Source organism: Bradyrhizobium sp. 18BD (assembly GCF_054185225.1).
In genome coordinates this window covers 290,874-311,083 of sequence record NZ_JAVAYL010000008.1, presented here as the reverse complement: position 1 = coordinate 311,083, position 20,210 = coordinate 290,874, and the positions used below count along the sequence as shown (strand labels likewise).

The window sequence follows — 20,210 nt, the reverse complement described above, 5'->3', positions numbered from 1 at the left end:
TGAAACCTGATGGGCGCCTGCTCCTCTTCCGATGTTCTCACGATCGCAGCGCCGCAAATCTTTGACGGTACCACCATGTGTGGGCCGGGGTCGGTCAGGATTTCGCAAGGCCGAATTGAAGGCGTCGCCTTCGGAGAGTCAGAGCCGCGCGCGTCGATCCAGCTTCCCCCAGATGCAATCCTTGCACCCGGATTTATCGACATTCAGGTGAACGGAGGCGGGGGCGTTCTTCTCAACGACGAGCCGACCGAGGCTGGCGTTCGGCGCATCGTCGCTGCGCACCGCGAGGCGGGGACCACGGGCTGCCTGCCAACCCTCATTACCGATCGCAGCGAGGTCATCGAGCGATTGGCTGCAGCAGCTCAGGCGTGCCTCAAAATTCCGGGCGTGCACGGCTTTCATCTGGAAGGTCCGGCCCTCAACAAGTCTCGCAAGGGCATCCATCCGGAAGCCGAGATACGCGTGCCCGATCGGCGCGATCTCGCCGCCATCAAGAGTTTTGGGGACTGCGGCCGCTCCGTTGTGACCCTGGCCCCGGAATGCGTGCCCGCGTTCATGATCGATGAATTGATCCGCGCCGGATTGCGTATCGCGGCCGGCCACAGCGATGCCACGGCATCCGAAATCGGGCAGGCGGTCGATCGCGGTGTCTCGGGGGTGACCCATCTGTTCAATGCCATGTCGCAGTTGAGCGCCCGGGAGCCGGGCTTGGTGGGCGCCGCGCTAGGGGATGACCGGCTGTTTGTAGGGATCATCTGCGACGGTATCCACGTTGACCCCACCGGTTTGCGTATTGCCTTCCGCTGCAAGGGACGCGACCGATTGATGCTGGTCACCGATGCCATGCCGTTGGTGGGCACGAACGACCGGCAATTCATATTGCAGGGACAGCAGATCACGTTGCACGAAAAGCGCCTGACTGGCACCGGTAGCGCACTCGCGGGCGCTCACCTCACCATGATCGAGGCGGTGCGTAACGCTGTTTCGCTGGCCGGAATCTCGCTTGTTGATGCCCTCACCATGGCCTCTCGGACGCCCGCGACATTTCTGGGCCTTGAGTCCGAGCTTGGGCGGATTGCGCCCGGATACCGCGCGGACCTTGTCGCCTTCCTCCCGAATCTGGAAATCGTCGGCACATGGATTGGAGGAGCAGGGTCGATGGGCGAGGCGAGCGAGGCTTGTCAGCGAGGTTAGATGCACAGCCGTCCTATCATCGTGCAAAAATATGGCGGGGTCTGTCTTGAAACACCGGCGAAAATTCGCGCGGTTGCGCGCAGTCTCGCCGACCTGCATGGCAGTGGTCATCACGTCGTGGCGATCGTCTCCGCCATGGGCACGACGACCGACCAGCTGATCCGGATGGCTTATGAGGTAAGCCCGACTCCCAATCGCCGTGAACTCGACATGCTGTTAACGACCGGCGAGCGGATCAGCATGTCCCTGATGAGCATGGCGCTTTCCGATCTTGGCGTGCCAGCGATCAGCTTCACCGGCAGTCAGGCCGGCGTGATGACCGACGACTCCCATTCCTCGGCACGCATTCTGGATGTACGGCCCATTCGGGTGCTCGAGGAGCTTGATCGTGGGCGTGTTGTGGTGCTGGCCGGATTTCAGGGTGTGAGCCCGGCGACAAGGGAAATCACCACGCTTGGCCGGGGCGGCAGCGACACCACGGCCGTCGCGATGGCTGCGGCCCTTAAAGCCGAGCGCTGTGAAATCATCAAGGAGGTCGACGGCATTTGTTCGGCCGATCCGCGCATCGTGCCGGATGCAAAGCCCCTGCGGCGAGTGGATTTCGCATCGTTGTCTGAAATGTGCTTCTGGGGTGCAAAGATCCTGCATGTCCGCAGCGTAGAGCTGGCGCAAAGTCAGGATGTGCCTCTGGTTCTCAAGCAGTGGGGTGGCATTCAACACAGTACCCAAGTGATGAAAGAGGTCGCTGGTATGGAAAACGGAAAGGTTCTGGCCGTCAACTCGATGGCCCGCATTGAGCATGTGGAAATCGATTCCAAAGATCTCAATCACGGTTTCGAGAAATTCGCACAACATCTCAAGCAAAACAGCCTATCCTGGCCGCAGCTCCTTGCCTCGAGCTTCGCGTCGGGAAAAACTAACATGACGATGGCATGCGACTCGGAGTGGCTCGATGCTCTGCTTCGCACGCTCAAACGACGCAAGGACCTGCGCCAGCAGTGCGACGCGTCAAGCTCGGTGAGCCTCACCTGCTTCGGCGGCGTCACGTTCGAATTGCCGTTCAGGGCATTGCAGGTTCTCGAGCGACACGGGATTGTCGCTGATAAGTACGTGCTGTCGCCACATTCGGTCAGTCTGTTTGTCCCTGTGGAAAGTCGGGAGGCCGCTGTTAAAGCGTTGCATGCGCTTGTCCAGCAAACATAGCTTTAAGCGGGCTGTCAGTGCAGCGGCAGCATGTGACGCAAAGCGGACCCAGTTGAGTTGGTCGTCAGTCATTGCGCCGTCCCGCTCAAGTCGGCCACAAGCCCACTTCTTCCATAACATCTGATTTGCGAATCTCCGTTCTTGCTCGCGCAGCAGCTCGGATATTCTTCAAACGAAGCTGATGCTTCTCGGAGCTTTCCGCGACAAGAGAAGACCGTTCGTGCGTGCGCAAGGGGCGACCGACACGTTCCGAGATCGCAATGACCTTTGGTCGCGCGACGCAAAATGTCCTTGATCTCGACGAGGAGTGCCGCCTCGGCTTTTTACCATCCTCCCGAATCCGCTTGAGCTGAGCCCGATCGCCCGGTACAAGCTACCTGTACACGCAACCCACCTCGGTTGTTCAGAAACGCTCGTTTTCCCGGTGTTTTTTGCGGGCTATAAGCCCCTGGCGGAGAATCCCACTCTCTCCGCCACCACTCCGCGATGGCACAGAATCCCTGCAAAACGAGGCATTTTTCGACCGCCGGATTCGACGGGTGTAGCACCGTGGTGGACGCGGTGTAGCACGGTCGAAGTTGCCATCATTCGACCGACGGCGCGAGTCGAATCCTTCAAATAGGGTACGACGGCGGGCCAAGATCGCGTTGTTGCCCCGCCGTTGTGCCCCCTGCGGCCGCCAAAGCGCTGACTTGCCCCTGGCCGACAATTGCCTAATGCCATAACCATTTGAATTTGAAGAAACTTTTATCGCCGATTGTTGCCGATACCAACACAGATACCAACAAGGCGACGTACCGCATTAGCTGGCAAAAAAATAAAACAGTGGGCCCTGGCAGCAGGCAACGCCATGCCGTTCCGGTCTCTACAATCGCTCCGACCGGAATCGAACCCGGTTCTGGCACGAATCCGGGTGGGCTGGATGACTTCGGAGGGCAGCTCTATTGGGCTGGCGCGAAACCGACGCCAAAGGCGCTGATTGCGCGACGCTGAGTTGACCAAAAGAGATTCGCGAGGGGCGCAGCGTGCTAATCGATGCTGGATCGTTCGAGCTTCTCGCGGGTTTCATGGGGGTTATGGACAAAAAAGTCGACGGCGCTTCCCCAGATGACGCCCGCTCTGGACTCGAATTTGTGAGGGTCCGCGGCGTCCGCGAACATAATCTGAAAAATGTTGACGTCGAGATTCCGAGAGATTCCTTGGTTGCGTTTTACCGCAACTATTTTCATGCCCCTGACACGGCACTCATCATGGCTGCGCATGGTGTTGCGAGCCGCGTCGGGTCTACGGACCTTGTCCGGCGCCTCGTAGTCATGGAACGCGACCTGGCGTTTCAACCGAGGCGGCGCCGCCTGGTCCTTCGCCGCCGCTCAATGCGGTTAGAAGTGGCTCAAGCTGGTCCTCATAGACTCGCCAACGTCCGACTGCGCTCCGATAAATGGGCTTGCGGACCTGCGTCGCGCTCGCGGTGCGGACCGGACGCTCGGTTCTGTGAAACGACAGGCAGCGGTTATCCCATGGCAAGCCGCAATGGGCGATGATGCGCTGCGCCTGGCTTTCCAGATCACCCACCACGTCTTCATAACGGACGTCCAGGAAGCTTCCGGCCGGCAGGACGCGGCGCCAATGCGCCATCAGCCGCTCGTAGCGCCGGTAATAGCGGCCGAGTTCGCCGAGATCGTAGGTATGGTTTTGCTCGCCGGAAAACAGCTTCGAAAAGCACGACACACAGGTGTCGACCGGATCGCGCACGGCGTGAATGATCTTCGCCTGCGGCAGCGCCAGATGAATAAGTCCGAGGAAATAATAATTCGACGGCATCTTGTCGGTGACGCGCTGCACGGTTGTGCCTGCCCCGCGCCGCGCAACCTCGCCGACCCGCGCGACATAATCTCTTCCGATTTGCCGCAGGGCGGCCTCATCCAGCGCAGGCACGAATTCCGGATATGGGATCGTACGGCCGTCCGTCCCGCGGACGGTAAGAACGACGTCATTGAAGGTCTGCAGCTCGCCGGCGCCGTGCACCATGGGATGGCTGGCGATGATCTGTTCGATCAACGTCGTGCCCGAACGCGGCATGCCGACAACAAAGATCGGCACCTGTGAAGGATCGCCGCTGCCGGACTTCGCTTCGATCATGTCCGGAGCGAAAATACGCTCGATGTGGTCAAACTGCGCGAGGGCCGCCGTCTCGTCATAGGCAATCATCGCGCGCTTGGCCGCATTGCCGGCGTGCAAATACCGGAACGAACGCGGGTAGTCTTGAAGGTCCGCATAGGCTTTGCCGAGGGCGAAGTCGATCTGCATGCGATCGGTCTTCGATAGGCCCTCGCTCTTCGCCGCAAGCGCTTCCATGGCGACAAGATGCGGGTCTCCAGCGACGAATTTCCTGGAGTCGGCAAGATTGACATAGACGCTCGCGACGGCCGGATCGAGCCGCACCGCTTCGAGATAAGCGTCCTCCGCTTCGCCCAACCGGCCCAGCTCCTTCAGCACGTTGCCCATGCTGTTATAGGCATCCGCCAGATCCGGCTTGAGCGCGAGCGCGCGCCGATAAGAGGCGAGCGCGCCATCGAGGTCGCCGCGCTCGAACGCGATCCGTCCCATCAGATTGACGGTGTCGTGATTGTTCATATTGAGCGCGAGCGCCCGGCTGGCCGCCGCTTCGGCCTCATCCACTTTCTTCTGGTCGAGCAGCACAGCGCCGTAGTGCAGATGAATCTTGTCGCTGTTCTGCTCGATGACGAGCGCGCGGCGCAACAACTCGGCGGCTTCGTCGAGCCGCTCGAGATCCTTCACCGCAAGCGCCAGATTATCGAGCGCATCGGGATTGTTAGGCGCAATCTCGAACGCCGTGCGGTAGACCGTCTCGGCCTCTTCGGCGCGCTTGAGCTCACGCAGGCAGGTGCCGAGATTGTTCCAGCCGTCGGCGAAGTCCGGCTGCAATTCGACGGCGCGGCGATAGGACGGCTCAGCCTCGGCAAAGCGTTTCAATCGCTGCAGAGCGTTACCGCGATTGCTGTGAGCTTGCACGAAATGGGCCTGCAGCGCGATGGCGCGTTCGTGCAACGAGAGCGCCTCCTCGAACTTGCCCTGATCGAACAGGGCGATGCCGAGATTGCTGTGGGCGCCGGCATTGCCCGGATCAAGCGCGATGGCGCGGCGGGTCGCCGCAATGGCTTCGTCGACGCGGCCGGCAAGTCGGCACATTTCACCGAGATTGGCGTGATAGAGCGCAACATTCGGATTGATCGCTATCGCTTGCTGCACGTGTGCGATGGCATCGGACAATTTGCCGGACTGGTGCGCTATGATGCCGAGCATGTGGGCAGCTTCGGCATTGTCGGGCTCGGCTTCAATCGCGCGGCGCGTCAACTCGTCTGCATCGGCCAGAAACCCGTTGCGGCGCTTCTGTTCGGCGACAATGAGCGCCTGGCCGGGCGGCGCTGCCGTCACCGGCGCAGTGATTGGCTCCGCAACCTGCGCAGCTTCCGCCGCCATGATCGCCGCGGCATGCGCGGCGCGGCGCGCGCCTTCGGCCTTGAACGGCGTGAGCCGCGCGCGGTCGCCCTGCACGACAGCCGCAAGTTCCTTGACGATGCGCGGCACGATATCGGTCCAGCTCTCGCCGCGCTTTTGCCGAAACAGGCGCATGGTCGGATACCAGGGATTGTCCTCGCGATTGAGCATCCAGCGCCAATCAGTCACCCACGGCAGCAACACCCAGACCGGTTTGCCGAGCGCGCCGGCAAGGTGCGCAACCGACGTGTCGACCGTGATGACGAGGTCGAGCGCATTGACCGCGCCAGCCGTATCGGCAAAATCCCCAAATTGCGCGCCGAGATCTTCGATCGCGGGCTTGCCCTTGCGCTTTTTCAGATCGGCCGTGCGCGGCCCAAACTGCAGGCTTGCGAATGAAGCACCCTGCGCTTCGAACAGCGCCGCCAGGACTTTTAGATCAAGGGAGCGGCGGCTGTCGTTGACGTGCTCGGGATTGCCGGCCCAGACGAGGCCGACTTTGAGGCCTCGCATCTTGGCAAAGTGCTTGCCCCAGCGTTGCGCGGCATCGGCAGGCGCGCGCAGATAAGGCACGTCGCAAGGAATGGATTCGAGCCGGGTCCTGAACAGCCGCGGCAGGCTGAGCAGCACGGCATCGCATTGATACGGCGCCGGATCGCCGCGATCGCCGAGCACGGTGATGCCTGGCAGGCTCTCGCGGAGCAGCGTCACCAGTTGCTGATGCACTCGCAAGGTGACGCGACTCGCGCGCCGGGCGAGCGGCGGGATGTAACGCGCGAATTGCAGCGTATCGCCGAAACCCTGTTCGGCTTGAACATAGATGTGCTTGCCGGCAAGGCTGCCGCCTGTCCAAGGAATTTCCGGAAAACGCGGCCCCTTGCGTTCGGTCGAGCGAAGCCGCCATTCATATTCGTCAAGACCCTCGCCGAATTCGCCGCGCATGAGCAGAAGAATGGCGAGGCCGGAACGGGCATTGGCGTGATGCGGCGCCAGCGCGATCGCGCGGCGCAGCGCGGCAATGCCTTCGTCGAAGCTGCCGCTGTGATGCAGCGTCGTGCCGTAATTGGCCCAGCCGTCGACATAATCCGGCTTGAGCTCGATGGCGCGGCGATAAGCGGCGATCGCCTCGTCGAATTTCCGCAGAGCGTGGAGCGCATTGCCGAGATTGCCGTGGGCTTCGGCGAAGTTCGGCGCGGCCGCGATTGCCTTACGTTGCGCGCGCGCGGCCTCTTCGTAGTCTTTCAGCTCGTAGAGCGCGACGCCGAGATTGCTCAGTGCCGCCGGCAGATCTGGCTCGATGGCGAGCGCACGCCGCGCCTCGTCAACGGCGAGCTTAGGCCGCCCGGCAAGACGAAGCATCTCGCCGAGATTGGCGTGAAACACCGCGATCTGCGGCGCGAGCTTGGTCGCGCGCTGCACATGCTGGATAGCTTCGGCAAGCTTGCCGTTTTGATGCGCGATGACGCCGAGGAGGTGTTCGGCTTCCGGCGTATTCGGCTGCACCTGGAGAATCTGACGGCACACCGCCTCGGCTTCCATCAGCCGGCCGTCGTTGCGGCAGCGCTCGGCGTATTGCAATGCCTCACTGAGTGGCATGAACGCCGGCTTTTGTCTGCCCACCCATATTGTTCATTGCATAGATACACCGCTGTCTTAAGCCGGCTCACCACGAATAGCGCAGCGTCCCCGTCCCGCCATAGGTTTGCGCGCCGGCGCCGAAATCGCCGTCGAATTTGACGATCGCGGTCCAGCTCTGTGTGATGTGCAATTCGGCGGCGGCGGTCGTCAGCGCGGAGTCCTTCGGCGGCGCCGCGCCGTTCACCGTGAAATTCGAGCCGGGCAGCGCCTGGAAAGCGGCGTTCAACGCCGTCGCATTCGTGTACCAATCGTGCGCCCAGGCAAGGCGGCCGCGCAGCACCAGCGGCATGCCGTTGACGACTTGCAGATTGTCGAAGCGCATGCCGAGCTCACTGCGCGTGTCGGTCGCGTTCGCCGACGCATAGGACAATCCGAAGCCGCCGCCGGTGAGATCGGTTTCGGTGTAGCTCGGCGTGTGGAAGCCTTGCGCCTGCAGTGCGGCGTAAGGTGTCACGCCAATGATGGCGCCGGTGACCGGCACGGCATAGCGATAGCCGACTTCGCCGCGCGCCGCGTAGCTCTGGCCCGTGAACGTCGCGCGCAACTGATCGCCGAGCGCGATGCGATCCGTGGTGAACCAGTGATTGGCGAAGGCGAGCGTGCCGGACAGATAGAGCGGCCCCCAATGCGTCTTGGCGTAGATGCCGGCCTGGAAGGAGTCGCTGCGTCCAGAGCCGAGCGCCTGCGCGAGCGTCCAATTGGTGCCGCCGCCGGCAAGGCCGAAGCCGTAGACCGTGTCCGGCGTGAGGCGCCGCTCCATGCCGGCCGCGAAGCCGTAATCGCTCGCCGTGACATTATGAGAGCCGATTGCCGCATTGCCATCGACATGGCTCGCGGCACCGAAAGCCGAACCCCACACCGTCCAGCGCTGATCGAAGCTTTGCGGCGCATTGGGCTGCGGCGCCTTCAGCGCCTTGGCGTAAGCGAGCGCCACATCTGCCGGCAAGGTCGCGTCCTGCTCCGGCGCAAATCCTGTAGCGCCGCCGCCGTTGATGCCGCCGCGGCCGCCCGCCGTCGGGTCGAGCATCAGCGCCATGAAATCCGTCATCAGCTGATTGGCGCCTTTGCCCGCTGCGGTCGCCGCTTCGCCGGAGAGCTGGGTCAACCCATATTGCAATTGCGCCGGAGGAAGATTGAACAGATTGGCAAAGCCCGCCGGCGGCGTGACGCCGCTCTGGATCGCGGTGTCGATCGCAGTAGCGACATTGACGACATTGACGGGCGGATTGGGTGGCAGCAGCGGCAGCAGCGAGTTGTATCTGACCGTCAGATCGACATCGTCGCCGGTATAGCTGAGCACGCCTCTGTAGATGCCGAAGACGACGTCCTTGTTGGTGAACGTCCCGGTCACGCCGCCGTCGGCGGCAAGCACCGTATAGGTGGAGTTGACAACGGGCGTGCTGCCGCCGGCGATGGCGAAGCGCGCGCCGCTCGCGATCGTCGCCGTCCCGGACACGTTGGCGCGGTTCGCCGCCACGCCGTTGAGCGTCACCATGTAGACCGCCGCCGATTGCAGCGTAAGGCTGCCATTGATCGTCATCGACATGCCGGGCGCCAGCGTGCCGCCGCTATTGACGCTGACCGACTTGAACGTGCCGGTGCCGGCCAGCGTGCCGCCGGCATTGACGTTGACCGCGTTGAACGTGCCGGTGCCGGTGAGCGTGCCGCCGTCGACGTTCCAGGCCTGGGACTGGCCGAAGACGCCGGTCGCCGTCCATACGCCGCCCACCACGTTGAAGGCGGTGAAGCCGGTATATTGCGTGCCGATATTCGACAGGTTGAAAGCGCCGCTGCCGGTGCCGCCGAGCTGGAACGTGTCGCTGCCCTGGCCCTTGACCAGGCCGGTGATGCTGTAGCCCGGCCCCAGCGTGAAGCTGTTGCCCGCGGCGTTGCCGGACAGATCGACCGCTGTGCCGCTCGTCCCGACGATGACGCCGGAATCGAAAACGCTGACCGGGCTTGCGTTGCTGACCGAGATGCCGGTGGCGGCCGAGATCGTGCCGCTATTGGTGATCCCGCCGCCAGCGAAGGCCACGACATGGTCGACCTTGATGCCGGTGCCGCCGGCCAGAATCGTGCCGGAATTGCTGATGCCGCCGCCGAAGGCCGAGATCGTCATCGACGCGCCAAAGAAGGCGTCGCCGCCGACAAAAATGCCGTTGCCGCCCGCCCCGGCCGAGATCGTGCCGGAATTGCTGATGCCGCCGCTGAAGCTGGAGATCGTCACCGCCGACCCGCCGCTCAAGGCGAAGCCGCCGACCCAAATGCCGTTACCGGCCAACCCGGCCGAGATCGAGCCGGAATTGTTGATGCCGCCGTTGAAGGCCGAGATGGTTACTGACGCGGCATTGGTGGAGGCGTTGCCGCCGACCCTGATGCCGCTGTTGCCCGACCCGGCCGAGATCGTGCCCGAATTGCTGATGCCGCCGCTGAAGCTGGAGATCGTCACCGATGAGCCGTTGGTGACGTCGCCGCCGATCCAAATGCCGCTGGCGGCGGCCGAGATCGTGCCGGAATTGCCGATGCCGTCGCTGAAAGCCGAGATCGTCACCGACGACGTACCATTCGCGTTGCCGCCGACCCAAATGCCGTTGCCACGGCCGGGGCCGAGGGCGGCCGAGATAGTGCCGGAATTGTTGATGCCGCCGCTGAAGGTCGAGATCGTCACCGACGTGTCGACGTCGGCGTCGGCGCCGACCCAAATGCCGTTGCCGCCGGGGTTGGCGATGCCGTGGAAGCCGCCGTTGTTGCGGGCCGAGATCGTGCCGGAATTGCTGATGCCGCCGCTGAAGCTGGAAATCGTCACCGACATGTGGCTGCCGCTGCCGCCGCCGACCAAAATGCCGAAAAATGCGGCCGAGATCGTGCCGGAATTGCTGATGCCGCCGCTGAAGCCGGAGATCGTCACCGACGCGTTGTTGCCGACGGCGTCGCCGACCAAAATGCCGAAGGCGGCCGAGATCGTGCCGGAATTGCTGATGCCGCCGCTGAAGCTGTCGACGACCCCAATGCCGGCGGCGCCGGCCGAGATCGTACCCGAATTGCTGATGCCGCCGCTGCCGAAGACCAAAATGCCGTCGAAGCCGGCCGAGATCGTACCCGAATTGTTGATGCCGCCGCTGACAGTCGCATTGTTGGTCAAAAAGATTCCGATTCCAGCGGCAGCGGTGATGTTGCCGGCGTTGATAACGCTGCCGCCGATTGAGCTGTTGCTGATGGTGATGCCGGTCGAATCTGGCGGGGCGAGGTGGCCGCTCGCGGTGATGGTACCGCTCGCGCCATTGACCAGATTGCCACTGACAGTCGCATTGTCGACGATAATGCAGTTGATGCTGCCGGTGTTGGTAAAGGGGAACGGCCCGGTATAGCACGCATAGGCCGCCGGCGCGCCGCCGCCGACCAGCAGCGCGGCAAGCGAACACGACGCGAGAAGCGGGCGCAGACGCGCACCGTCAATGCTGGTTGCTCTGGACGCGGCGCGCGGCGTGTCATGGCTGCCGAGCCGCAAATGATTTGTCACTTATTGCCCCCGGAACCTGGCCGCCGTGGAGAAATCCCCGGCAAAATATCCCCGGCCATGCCCTTTCGAATCCGTCGGAGGGCAATCCGAAATCCCCCCGATGACGTCTACGTACGCTGACCGCCGTCAACGCCTGCGTCAGTCAAGCGTGACAACAGCGTGACTCTTGCTTGCGCGGCATTCAAAATATGCCAAAGCGTGTAAGGTGTGCTTCCGGGGACACGATCTCCGAGCGCCAGGGTCACGTTTGGCAGGGTCACGTTTGGCAGGGTCACGTTTGGTAGGGTCACGTTTGGAATGAGAGACAGCGTGCAACTTCCGAGATTTGGTCTGTCGCTGTTCGGGCGCTTTGAGCTGACCACAAGCGACGGCGTGATCCCGTTGCCTGGCCGGAAGCTCGCGGGACTGCTGGCTTATCTGGCCTGCACGGCGCCTCGCCCCCAATCGCGCGAAAAGCTCGCGAACCTGCTCTGGGGGTCGCATTTCGAAACCCAGGCCCGGCAGAATCTGCGCCAGAGCCTCGTGAGGTTACGCCGGATTCTCGGCCAGGAGGCCATTTTCAGCGACGACCATGACGTCTGGCTCGCACCCGGCGTGTTCGATTGCGACGCAGCCCGTTTCGAGGCGTTGATCCTCGAAGGCAGCCGCGCGTCGCTGGCTGCGGCCGCCGATCTGTATCGCAACCCGCTGCTGACGGATTTGAATATCGAAGAAGATGCCTGGTCGGAATGGCTCGATAAAAAACGAGAGCGGCTGGAAGACCTGGCGGTCGATTCCATGGTCCGGCACGGCCAGCACTCGTTGCAGTCGGGAAACCCGGAATCCGCGCTCAAGAATGCCAACCGGGCCATCGCGGTGAACGGCTTGCGCGAAGACGCGCATCGGCTGATCATCCAGGCGCTCACAGCCACCGGACGCAAGGCTGAAGCGCTCAAGCGCTATCAAAACCTGGTCGTGCTGCTCAAGCGCGAACTGAATACCGCGCCCGACGCGGTCACCCAGTCGCTCGTCGCCGGGCTCCGCAGCGCCAGGCCATCCGACTCAGCGCATGCGAGTGAGCCCACGGGCAGCGTTGATGAGCCGGGTCCTGAAGCCGTAGCTATCGCAGCGCGGGACAGCGATGCGCCCCTGCAATTGCTCCATCGCGGCAGCCGCCAGCAGCGTCAATTGACGATCATGGCGTGCGACCTGATTGGCGCGACGCCCCTTTCGGCGGACCGCGACCTGGAGGACTTCCACGATCAGATCATCGCCTTCCATCAGCTGGCGGCCAATATTGCTGCGCAATTCCATGGCTTCGTCGCCCAGTACCAGGGCAACGGCCTCTTGATCTATTTCGGTTACCCCGCAGCCAACGAGCATGACGCCGAGCATGCCGTGCGCGCAGGCCTTGCCATCGTCGACGCCGTCCGGATCCTGAGTGCGCCGGCCGGCAGCCCGCTTCGGGCAAGCGTGGGGATCGCTACAGGACTCGTCGTGATCGGCGAAAAGCCCGCACCCGACGACATGCGGAAACAACTTGCGATCGGCGATACACCGGACCTCGCGATACGGTTGCGGACCGCGGCTGCGCCGGGCGAGGTCGCGATCGCAGCCGACACACGGCGGCTACTCGGGCAATTGTTCGAGTATCGCGCGCTGCCGGACATAGAAGTCAAGGGACTGCCACAAGCGGTGACCGCGTGGCATGTGCTCGGCGAGGCCGTCGGCGTCAGCCGCTTCGATGCCCGACGCGCCGGATCATTGTCCGTCCTCGCCGGCCGCCAGGAAGAAATCGAGCTGCTTCTGCGCCGCTGGGATCAGGCCAAGTCCGGCGTGGGCCGCGTGACGGTGCTTTCGGGCGAGCCCGGCATCGGCAAGTCGCGCATCGTCGAGAGCGTGCTGGAAAGGCTGGAGGACGGGCGGCATCGCCGCTTGCGCTATTTTTGCTCTCCGCACCACACGCACAGCGCGCTCTACCCGGTCATCACCCAACTGGAACTGGCTGCGAACTTCGAACCTGGCAGTGACGCCAGCGCGCGGATCGACAGGCTGGAAGCCCTGCTCGAGCCGACGACGACAAATCTGCCGCTTGATGTCGCGCTCATCGCCGAGCTCGTGGGTGTGCCTATGGACGGACGCTATCCGGCATTGGCGATCAGTCCGCAACAGAGACGGGAGATGACTCTCAACGCACTTCTCAATCAGCTTTCAGGCGGGGCGGCACAGCAGCCCGCGCTGATCGTGGTCGAGGATGCGCACTGGATCGATCCGACATCGCTCGATCTGCTCGACGCAATGGTGGCCCGCGCGGCAAATCTGCCGTTGCTGCTGCTCGTCACGGTCCGGCCGGAATTCCAGCCGTCCTGGGTCGGCCAGCCACATGTCACGATGCTGCCCCTCAGTCGCCTGGGCCGCAGCGAAAGCGCCAGCATCATTGGCGACATCGCTCGCGACAAGGTCCTCCCCGAGGACGTCGTCGAGCAGATCCTGTTGCGGACCGACGGCGTACCGCTGTTCATTGAGGAACTGACCCGTACGCTGCTCGAGGATGAGCCGCTGCGCGAGGCAGCCGACGGCAGTATCCTCGACGGAGCGCTGCCGTCGCTCGCCATACCGACGACGTTGCAGGCCTCGCTGGCGGCTCGCCTCGATCTGCTCGGTGGCGCGGCGAAGGATGTGGCTTCGATCGGTGCTGCCATCGGCCGGGAATTCTCCTACGAGTTGATCGCCGCGATATCGCCGCTGGCCCCCTCGGATATCGACGCCGCGCTTGGCCGACTGACGGCCTCCGGCCTCGTCACCCGCCGCGGCACGCCGCCGCTGGCGAGCTACTCATTCAAGCACGCGTTGGTGCAGGATGCCGCCTATGTCACGATGCTCAGAAGCCAACGGCGGCAGTTGCACGCAGATATCGCGAGCGCGCTGATCAAACGCTCCCCCGCGCAGACCGAAAGCCATCCCGAGATCGTCGCCCATCATTTCACCGAGGCCGGACTGGCCCGCGAAGCGACCGACCATTGGATCAAGGCCGGGCGGCTTGCACACGCACGCTGGGCCAACCGCGAGGCCGCCAGTTTCTTCGAGCGGGCGTTGCGCAGCCTCGAGACGCTGCCAGAAACCACGACGACGATGGAACAGGCGATCGATCTTCGGTTTGATCTGAAAACATCGCTGCTCCCACTCGGCCAGTTCGGGCGCATCCTCGGCTATCTTCGCGAAGCCGAAGTCTTGGCCAAACGCCTGGGCGATGCTCCGCGGCTTTGTCTGGCCTCTATTCACATGTGCCAAACTCTCGGCTTCACCGGCAATCCACGGGACGCCGTCAAATTCGGACGGCACGCGCATCTTCTTGCTGATTCTCTCGGGGAACTTTCGCTCCGGGTCGCGGCATCGCTTTTTCTCGGGACCGCGTGCTTCTTGACGCTGCACCACGCCGAGGCAGAATCGCTTTTTCTCAAGGTCCTGGAGCTACTCGAAGGCGAACTGAGCTTCCAGCAATTTTCCCTTGCCGGATTTCCGGCGGTCAGCGCCCGCAGTTTTCTCACGCGCATTTGTACCGACCAGGGCAAATTCGAACGAGGCATCGTTCACGGCGAGGAGGGCATCCGCCTCGCTGAAGCGGTCGACCACCCCTATAGCCTGGCCACCGTCTGCTGGTGTTTTGCCGACCTGCTGGCAACCCGGGGAGAACTGAGCCGCGCGGTCGCCCTGCTGGAGCGCGGCCTGACGGTGGCTCGCGAGTGGAACCTGCCGTTCCTTGTCGCAGGTAATTCGGGCAGCCTGGGCTATGCGTATGCGCGGCTGGGCCGAGCTGCCGAAGGCCTGCCGCTGATGGAACAGGCGTTGAGCGTTTTCGAGAATATGGGACATCGATTTGCCCAGGCACTGTTCCTGACGCCGATGGGCGAAGTATGCATGCTTGCGGGCCGCCACACGGACGCTCTCAAATTTGCCGGGAAGGCGCTGGCGCTGGCCCGCGAAAACGGTCAACGCAGTGGCGAGGCGGCCGCCCTCCGTCTTCTTGGCGAAGCTTCCGGACGCGACGGCTCTCCTGAGCAGGCGGAAGGCTACTACCGCGAGGCGCTTGCGCTGGCCAAGGAGCTCGACCTGCGTCCGCTCGTCGCGCATTGCCATCACGGCCTCGGAAAACTCTATCTGCAGGCCGGCCGACCGGATCAAGCTGGCGAGCAACTCGCGGCCGCGACGACGATGTATCTGGACATGGACATGCGGTATTGGCTGGAGCAGGCCGACGCGGAATTGAGCCGGCTGCCTCGCCTCGCCGCTGATGCGTGAGCGGGCGACATCGCCGCTCGAAAGGCATACCTGGCGAGCTTGGTGGATGTGATCATCGCTTTAAAGGACAAGATCCGGATCGTCGTCTCATACGACAACGTCCGATCCACATTCGGCCCCGAGGGCCAACCCAAGCCTACGGTTCGTAGATCTGTTCAGGAATGGCGCACCCGACACGATTCGAACGTGTGACCTTTGCCTTCGGAGGGCAAACGACGATCCGCAATTCTGAGGCGTAGTTGGATCGCGCACGAAAGGCGGCCTTCGAGGGACTATCAAAGCGCGGCGGGCCAGTTATGCTGACCGCCGATAGCAAAACAGGGCTTCTGAAATAGTGGGTTTCGCGATCTAGCGGACCACTGACTCGAATCCGCGACGTCTCGTCAACGCCTTGCCTCGTCGGACAAATTTAGACGCACTCAACGTCACGGCTAGACTTGACGTTGAAGAGCGGATCCATCCGATCTGCTTCCTTTAACGCCCAGCGCGCCCAATTTTCGAATTCTGACGCTTGCGCTTCTTCTGAAGCGCGTCTTGCCTCGACGTATTCACGTATCAGCCTGGCACTTCGCCAGTTCTTGGCTTCGATTAACAGCCCATCGCGGCGGCCTTCTCTTCGGCTGCAATCCGTTCCCGCTCTTCGTGTTCAGCCTTCTCCTTGGCCTTGCGGCGTGCTTCGGCTTCCTCTTCCTTGCGCTTGCGCTGCCATTCCGCCATTTCGGCCTGCCACCGCCGCGATTCGCGCTCACTCACAATAGCAACGCCAATCACAGTTTCAGTCAGCTTGTCTTCGAGCTTACCCGCATCGTCATCTATCCAATTCGAAATAGGATCTGGATGGTGCCGACTGACTTCAGCCCATAAACCAAGCGTCGCACAATGTGCTCGAACAGTTGAGGTCCGGCACCCACGACACGTGCCAGGAACGTCTCACAAGAAAATCCCGCCATGAGATAAAATTGCTCTTCGTTGGCAGATGCTCCGCCGCCATCGCGACTAGGAAAGGCGCGACCCAAAGCAGACGCGAATGGCAGTACGGCGCGTCGCAAGGATCGAAAACTCGCCTCCAACATCTGATCAGTCTTGAGGTGGTGCACCTCGTCTGAAGAGCCTCAGACCTTCAGCGCACGGAGCAGCTCTTCGAGATTGCGTTCTCCGTCCTTCGTCTGGGCGCCGGCCATGAGACCGCCCCGAATGAGCTTTTCGGCAGCCGGGCGTTGAAAGAGGCCCACCCAAGCATCGTGTTCCCGACGAAAGCGTTCGCGGAGATCTGTCGTCGGTATGGCCTTCTTGGCCGCAGCAATTACCCCTTCTGGCAGTGTGGCGATATTCCGCGCCAACCGATCGACGAAATCGTCGAGCTCAGCCGGAGGCAGCGCACGGTTAATCCACCCGTAGCTTTCTGCGGTTGAAGCATCGATGAGATCACCGCCGAGGATCACTTCAAGGGTACGACCACGCGTCATCCGGCCCGACAGATATTGGGTGGCGCCGCCGCCGGGTGTGATTCCCATCAACGCTTCGCATTGGGCGATCCCCGCCCGACCTTCAGAAGCAAACGCCATGTCCGCCGCCGGGACAAACTCTGCGCCGCCGCCGCGTGCAAGCCCAGCCAGCTTTACAATTGTCACTTGAGGCTGTTCTCGCAGCAGTTCGCCGAACGCCTGGAAGGGGTTAAGTCCTTCAGCGGACTCGCGCGCGAGCTCATCAAAAGCGTGTGGTTCATCGATCAATTCATGTCCACATGCGCGATGAAGAATTCAGGATCGGCACTTTGGAAGACCAGTACACGTGTTGTTGGATCGTCGCGCAAGGAAAGGAGAAGGCGGCGGATATCTGTCATCAATGGCACGTCGAGGACGTTAACCGGAGGATTGTTGATACTGATCGTCGCGACGCTGCCCGCTTTGGAGACCTGCAGTCTGCCAAAATCATCGTTGATCATGCTCTTTAACCTTGAAGAGGTTGTTGCTGGGTTGTCATGCCATCGCCGGCAAAGTACTCATCGGATACCAAGCGTCAATTACGCACTTAAAGCATCTTAGGGATGTTGGAGGATACCGGCGGACGAGACTGATCCGATTTACCGTGCCGATTGCCCGAGCCGCGTGATCCTCGATCAGATCGCGGACAAATGGTCGATGATGGTACTCGCAGTCCTTCAGAAGCCACGTCGCTTCAACGCAATTAAGTGTCGTCTTGATGGCATCACGCAACGTGTCCTGACCCAGACGCTACGCAAGCTGGAGCGTAACGGCATGATCACACGCAGGGTATTGAGTGGCCGGGTGCTCGGCGTCGAATATGCACGGACTCCGCTCGGCCAGTCGTTGCAAGAGCCTTTCGCCATCCTGTGCAATTGGACAATCGAGAACATGGACGAGATTCAGGAGCGCCAGCGCAACTATGATGCGTGCGAGGCTCCTCTGTGACGGAGCAATCGGAGCACGCCAAAGCGCGGGTGCTTCGACTTCTCTCACTTTTTGGAATTGACGATGTGCCGGATGTCACTCGTTTGCGTCGAAAGGAGGCCTGGCAGTAAACCCGAGCTTTGGTCGATACTGTTGAGACCGTTTTCCGGCCCTAGCCTCGCGCTTGCATCCAGATTGATCAGGCCGTGTAACCGTTCGTTCAGAGCGCGGCCAAGCGGCGCTCCCGCGTTGGTCGGGCAAGGCATTCCGTTCCGAGTGCTCTCACTCAGGCGCGTGGGGCGGTGACCAGTAGCCGCGAAACGGATAAGCCATCAGAATCGAAAGTCACTATTTGCTTGGTCTGACCTCCGCGCCTTCGTCAATCTCGTCGGTATAACCATTCCTGGGATGGAGGACGCCGGCCCAGTTGAAGCGATTATCGTTGGGTTGGCATCGGCGGTACGAACTTGTCAGCCTGTGTCCGCTGTATGGCGCATTCGCGAGCAAGGAAATCGACCAGCGCTCGAACCGATGGAAGCAGCCCGCGCCGCGAGGGGAAGACCGCGTGGACGATGCCCGATCGTGGTCTCCAATCGGGAAGCACATGGATGAGCCGACCGGCGCGGATATCGTCCCAGATGAAGATGGTCGGCAACTGCACGGCGCCCGCCCCTGCGATTGCAGCGTTCCGCAGAACCGACATGTCGTCCGTGACAAGGCGGGGTGAGTGCGGGACAGTCGCCACCTGACCATCCGCGTGGTGCAGTTCCCAGGCATGGTCCCGATGTGGCCGTTGCAGATCCAGGCTCGGCAGCGCCTGGAGATCGACGGGCGATTGTATGGTGTGATCGATCAGGCGAGGCGCTGCGACGAGGCACTGAACGCTTTCGTCCAGTCGCCGCATGACCAGATCAGTCGGCTCCAGCGGCGGAAACCGCACGCGGACAGCCAGATCGAGCCCTTCGGCGATCACATCGACGCGGCGGTTCGTGCTCTCCAATTGGATCTTTATGGCGGGATTCTGCATCATGAAGCGAGAGATCAACTCGCCGAACTGAAAGGACAGGAGCGCCGTGGGGCAACTCATGCGCACCACGCCGCGCGGCTCCGCCCGCACCTCGGCGACAATCTGTTCGGCCGCCTCGGCTTCGACAAGCAACGCGACGCAGCGCTCGTAATACTCGCGGCCGATCTCTGTCACCGAGAAGCGGCGCGAGGACCGATTGAGGAGGCGCACGCCCAAGCGCTCTTCAAGCAGAAGGATGCGGCGGCTCAGCTTCGATTTCTGGATGCCGAGCGCACGCCCCGCCGGTGAGAAGCCGCCATGATCGACGATGGCAGCAAAATAATAGAGGTCGTTCAGGTCCTGCATCGTCCTTTTAATAGGACACTGCGTCGCTTTAAGCAATCTTACTGAGCCATCGTTGCGCTGGTAGGTCCGCCGGTATCAACCATCTCACCGCGCCGAGCGCTGCATGGGGATTGGAGGACGAGACAATGACCAAGAAGATTCTGGGTCGTTACGGCAACGACCGCCAGCATTGGGTAGGCGACGGTTTCCCGGTTCGCTCGCTCTTCTCGTACAACACGCTGGGCGCGCACATCAGCCCGTTCCTGCTGCTCGACTATGCCGGGCCGCACAATTTCGAACCGACCAAGCAGCGGCGCGGCGTCGGTGAGCATCCGCATCGTGGGTTCGAGACCGTCACTATCGTCTATGACGGCGAGGTCGAGCATCGCGATTCCGCCGGCAACGGCGGCGTGATCGGTCCCGGCGACGTCCAGTGGACGACGGCGGCGGGCGGCATCATTCACGAGGAATACCACTCGCCCGGCTTTGCCAAAGCGGGTGGACCGTTCCGCATGGTGCAGCTCTGGGTGAACCTGCCCGCGAAGGACAAGATGGCACCCGGCGGCTATCAGGGCATCCTGAAGGCCGACATCCCGGTCGTCTCACTTCCCGGCGGCGCGGGCAAGGCGCGGATTATCGCCGGCGACTATCGCGGGACGAAAGGGCCGGCAAAGACCTTCACGCCGATCAACGTATGGGATCTGAGCCTGAAGGCCGACACCGATCTGACGCTTGACCTGCCGACGGGCCATACCGCCATGATCGTGGTTCTGACCGGTCATGTGACCGTCGAGAGCAGCCACGAGGCGGGCGAAGCCGAAATGGTGCTGCTCGATCGCGAGGGCGACGAGGTCAACATCCATGCCGATGGAGAAGCCAGGCTGCTGATCCTGACAGGCGAGCCGATCGACGAGCCGATCGTGGGCTACGGGCCATTCGTGATGAACAGCGAGGCGGAAATCCGCCAGGCCGTCGATGATTTCAATAGCGGGCGCTTCATGACGGCCGCCGCATGATCGAAGAGGCCGGACCGGTTTGCGCGGCCGGCCTCTTCTTCCTGTGGAGGGATCAGCGCGCCCTCCACCTGAACCGAGGG

At 62.4% G+C, this 20,210-nt stretch carries 12 protein-coding genes; 6 read left to right on the top strand and 6 right to left on the bottom strand.

Annotation, left to right across the window (positions count from 1 at the left end):
- Positions 1–9 precede the first annotated feature (9 nt).
- Together nagA and RAD16_RS17385 are read left to right on the top strand one after the other, a co-directional pair.
- Positions 10–1,194 carry an N-acetylglucosamine-6-phosphate deacetylase gene (nagA, locus tag RAD16_RS17390; RefSeq protein WP_458159113.1) on the top strand — a complete coding sequence of 395 codons (1,185 nt, stop codon included), beginning with the start codon at positions 10–12 and terminating at the stop codon, positions 1,192–1,194.
- Positions 1,195–2,397: an aspartate kinase gene (locus tag RAD16_RS17385; RefSeq protein WP_458159112.1), complete on the top strand. Its 1,203-nt coding sequence runs from the start codon at positions 1,195–1,197 to the stop codon at positions 2,395–2,397.
- Between the two features lie 1,311 nt (positions 2,398–3,708).
- Here RAD16_RS17385 and RAD16_RS17380 read toward each other — a convergent pair.
- Both RAD16_RS17380 and RAD16_RS17375 read right to left on the bottom strand, forming a co-directional pair.
- Positions 3,709–7,512: a tetratricopeptide repeat protein gene (locus tag RAD16_RS17380; RefSeq protein WP_458159111.1), complete on the bottom strand. Its 3,804-nt coding sequence runs from the start codon at positions 7,510–7,512 to the stop codon at positions 3,709–3,711.
- A gap of 67 nt (positions 7,513–7,579) precedes the next feature.
- A complete protein-coding gene (locus RAD16_RS17375; RefSeq protein WP_458159110.1) occupies positions 7,580–9,781 on the bottom strand; it encodes an autotransporter outer membrane beta-barrel domain-containing protein in 2,202 nt (733 codons plus the stop codon).
- Here RAD16_RS17375 and RAD16_RS17370 point away from each other — a divergent pair.
- Both RAD16_RS17370 and RAD16_RS17365 read left to right on the top strand, forming a co-directional pair.
- On the top strand, positions 9,753–10,922 hold the full coding sequence (locus RAD16_RS17370) for a hypothetical protein (protein WP_458159109.1): 1,170 nt from the start codon (positions 9,753–9,755) through the stop codon (positions 10,920–10,922). The genes RAD16_RS17375 and RAD16_RS17370 overlap by 29 nt on opposite strands.
- Before the next feature lie 449 nt (positions 10,923–11,371).
- A complete protein-coding gene (locus tag RAD16_RS17365; protein ID WP_458159108.1) occupies positions 11,372–15,352 on the top strand; it encodes a tetratricopeptide repeat protein in 3,981 nt (1,326 codons plus the stop codon).
- Positions 15,353–15,940: 588 nt separating this feature from the next.
- On the opposite strand, the gene RAD16_RS17360 is transcribed toward RAD16_RS17365, so the two are convergent.
- The 3 genes from RAD16_RS17360 to RAD16_RS17350 all read right to left on the bottom strand — a co-directional run bounded on the left by RAD16_RS17360 (position 15,941) and on the right by RAD16_RS17350 (position 17,297).
- Positions 15,941–16,069: a hypothetical protein gene (locus RAD16_RS17360; protein WP_458159107.1), complete on the bottom strand. Its 129-nt coding sequence runs from the start codon at positions 16,067–16,069 to the stop codon at positions 15,941–15,943.
- 395 nt (positions 16,070–16,464) lie between these two features.
- Positions 16,465–17,085: an enoyl-CoA hydratase/isomerase family protein gene (locus RAD16_RS17355; RefSeq protein ID WP_458159106.1), complete on the bottom strand. Its 621-nt coding sequence runs from the start codon at positions 17,083–17,085 to the stop codon at positions 16,465–16,467.
- A complete protein-coding gene (locus RAD16_RS17350; RefSeq protein WP_458159105.1) occupies positions 17,082–17,297 on the bottom strand; it encodes an enoyl-CoA hydratase-related protein in 216 nt (71 codons plus the stop codon). Before RAD16_RS17350 ends, RAD16_RS17355 begins: the two co-directional genes overlap by 4 nt.
- A 163-nt stretch (positions 17,298–17,460) precedes the next feature.
- Between RAD16_RS17350 and RAD16_RS17345 the strand changes: the two genes are divergently transcribed.
- A complete protein-coding gene (locus tag RAD16_RS17345) occupies positions 17,461–17,784 on the top strand; it encodes a winged helix-turn-helix transcriptional regulator (protein WP_458159104.1) in 324 nt (107 codons plus the stop codon).
- A 415-nt stretch (positions 17,785–18,199) separates the two neighbouring features.
- Here the strand turns inward: RAD16_RS17345 and RAD16_RS17340 are convergent, their stop codons facing one another.
- Entirely contained in the window at positions 18,200–19,135 is a 936-nt protein-coding gene (locus RAD16_RS17340) for a LysR substrate-binding domain-containing protein (protein WP_458159103.1), read from the bottom strand.
- Positions 19,136–19,260: 125 nt separating this feature from the next.
- On the opposite strand from RAD16_RS17340, the gene RAD16_RS17335 reads away from it, so the two are divergent.
- Complete coding sequence (locus RAD16_RS17335) at positions 19,261–20,130, top strand: pirin family protein (RefSeq protein WP_458159102.1); 870 nt, start codon at positions 19,261–19,263, stop codon at positions 20,128–20,130.
- Positions 20,131–20,210: the final 80 nt, after the last annotated feature.

Bases quoted from the DNA above. Each gene is read 5' to 3' on its own strand.
- RAD16_RS17340 (WP_458159103.1), bottom strand. From the start codon at position 19,135: ATGCAGGACCTGAACGACCTCTATTATTTTGCTGCCATCGTCGATCAT.
- RAD16_RS17350 (WP_458159105.1), bottom strand. From the start codon at position 17,297: ATGATCAACGATGATTTTGGCAGACTGCAGGTCTCCAAAGCGGGCAGC.
- RAD16_RS17380 (WP_458159111.1), bottom strand. From the start codon at position 7,512: ATGCCACTCAGTGAGGCATTGCAATACGCCGAGCGCTGCCGCAACGAC.
- RAD16_RS17370 (WP_458159109.1), top strand. From the start codon at position 9,753: ATGCCGCCGCTGAAGCTGGAGATCGTCACCGCCGACCCGCCGCTCAAG.
- RAD16_RS17335 (WP_458159102.1), top strand. From the start codon at position 19,261: ATGACCAAGAAGATTCTGGGTCGTTACGGCAACGACCGCCAGCATTGG.
- RAD16_RS17365 (WP_458159108.1), top strand. From the start codon at position 11,372: ATGAGAGACAGCGTGCAACTTCCGAGATTTGGTCTGTCGCTGTTCGGG.
- RAD16_RS17360 (WP_458159107.1), bottom strand. From the start codon at position 16,069: ATGGCGGAATGGCAGCGCAAGCGCAAGGAAGAGGAAGCCGAAGCACGC.
- nagA (WP_458159113.1), top strand. From the start codon at position 10: ATGGGCGCCTGCTCCTCTTCCGATGTTCTCACGATCGCAGCGCCGCAA.
- RAD16_RS17385 (WP_458159112.1), top strand. From the start codon at position 1,195: ATGCACAGCCGTCCTATCATCGTGCAAAAATATGGCGGGGTCTGTCTT.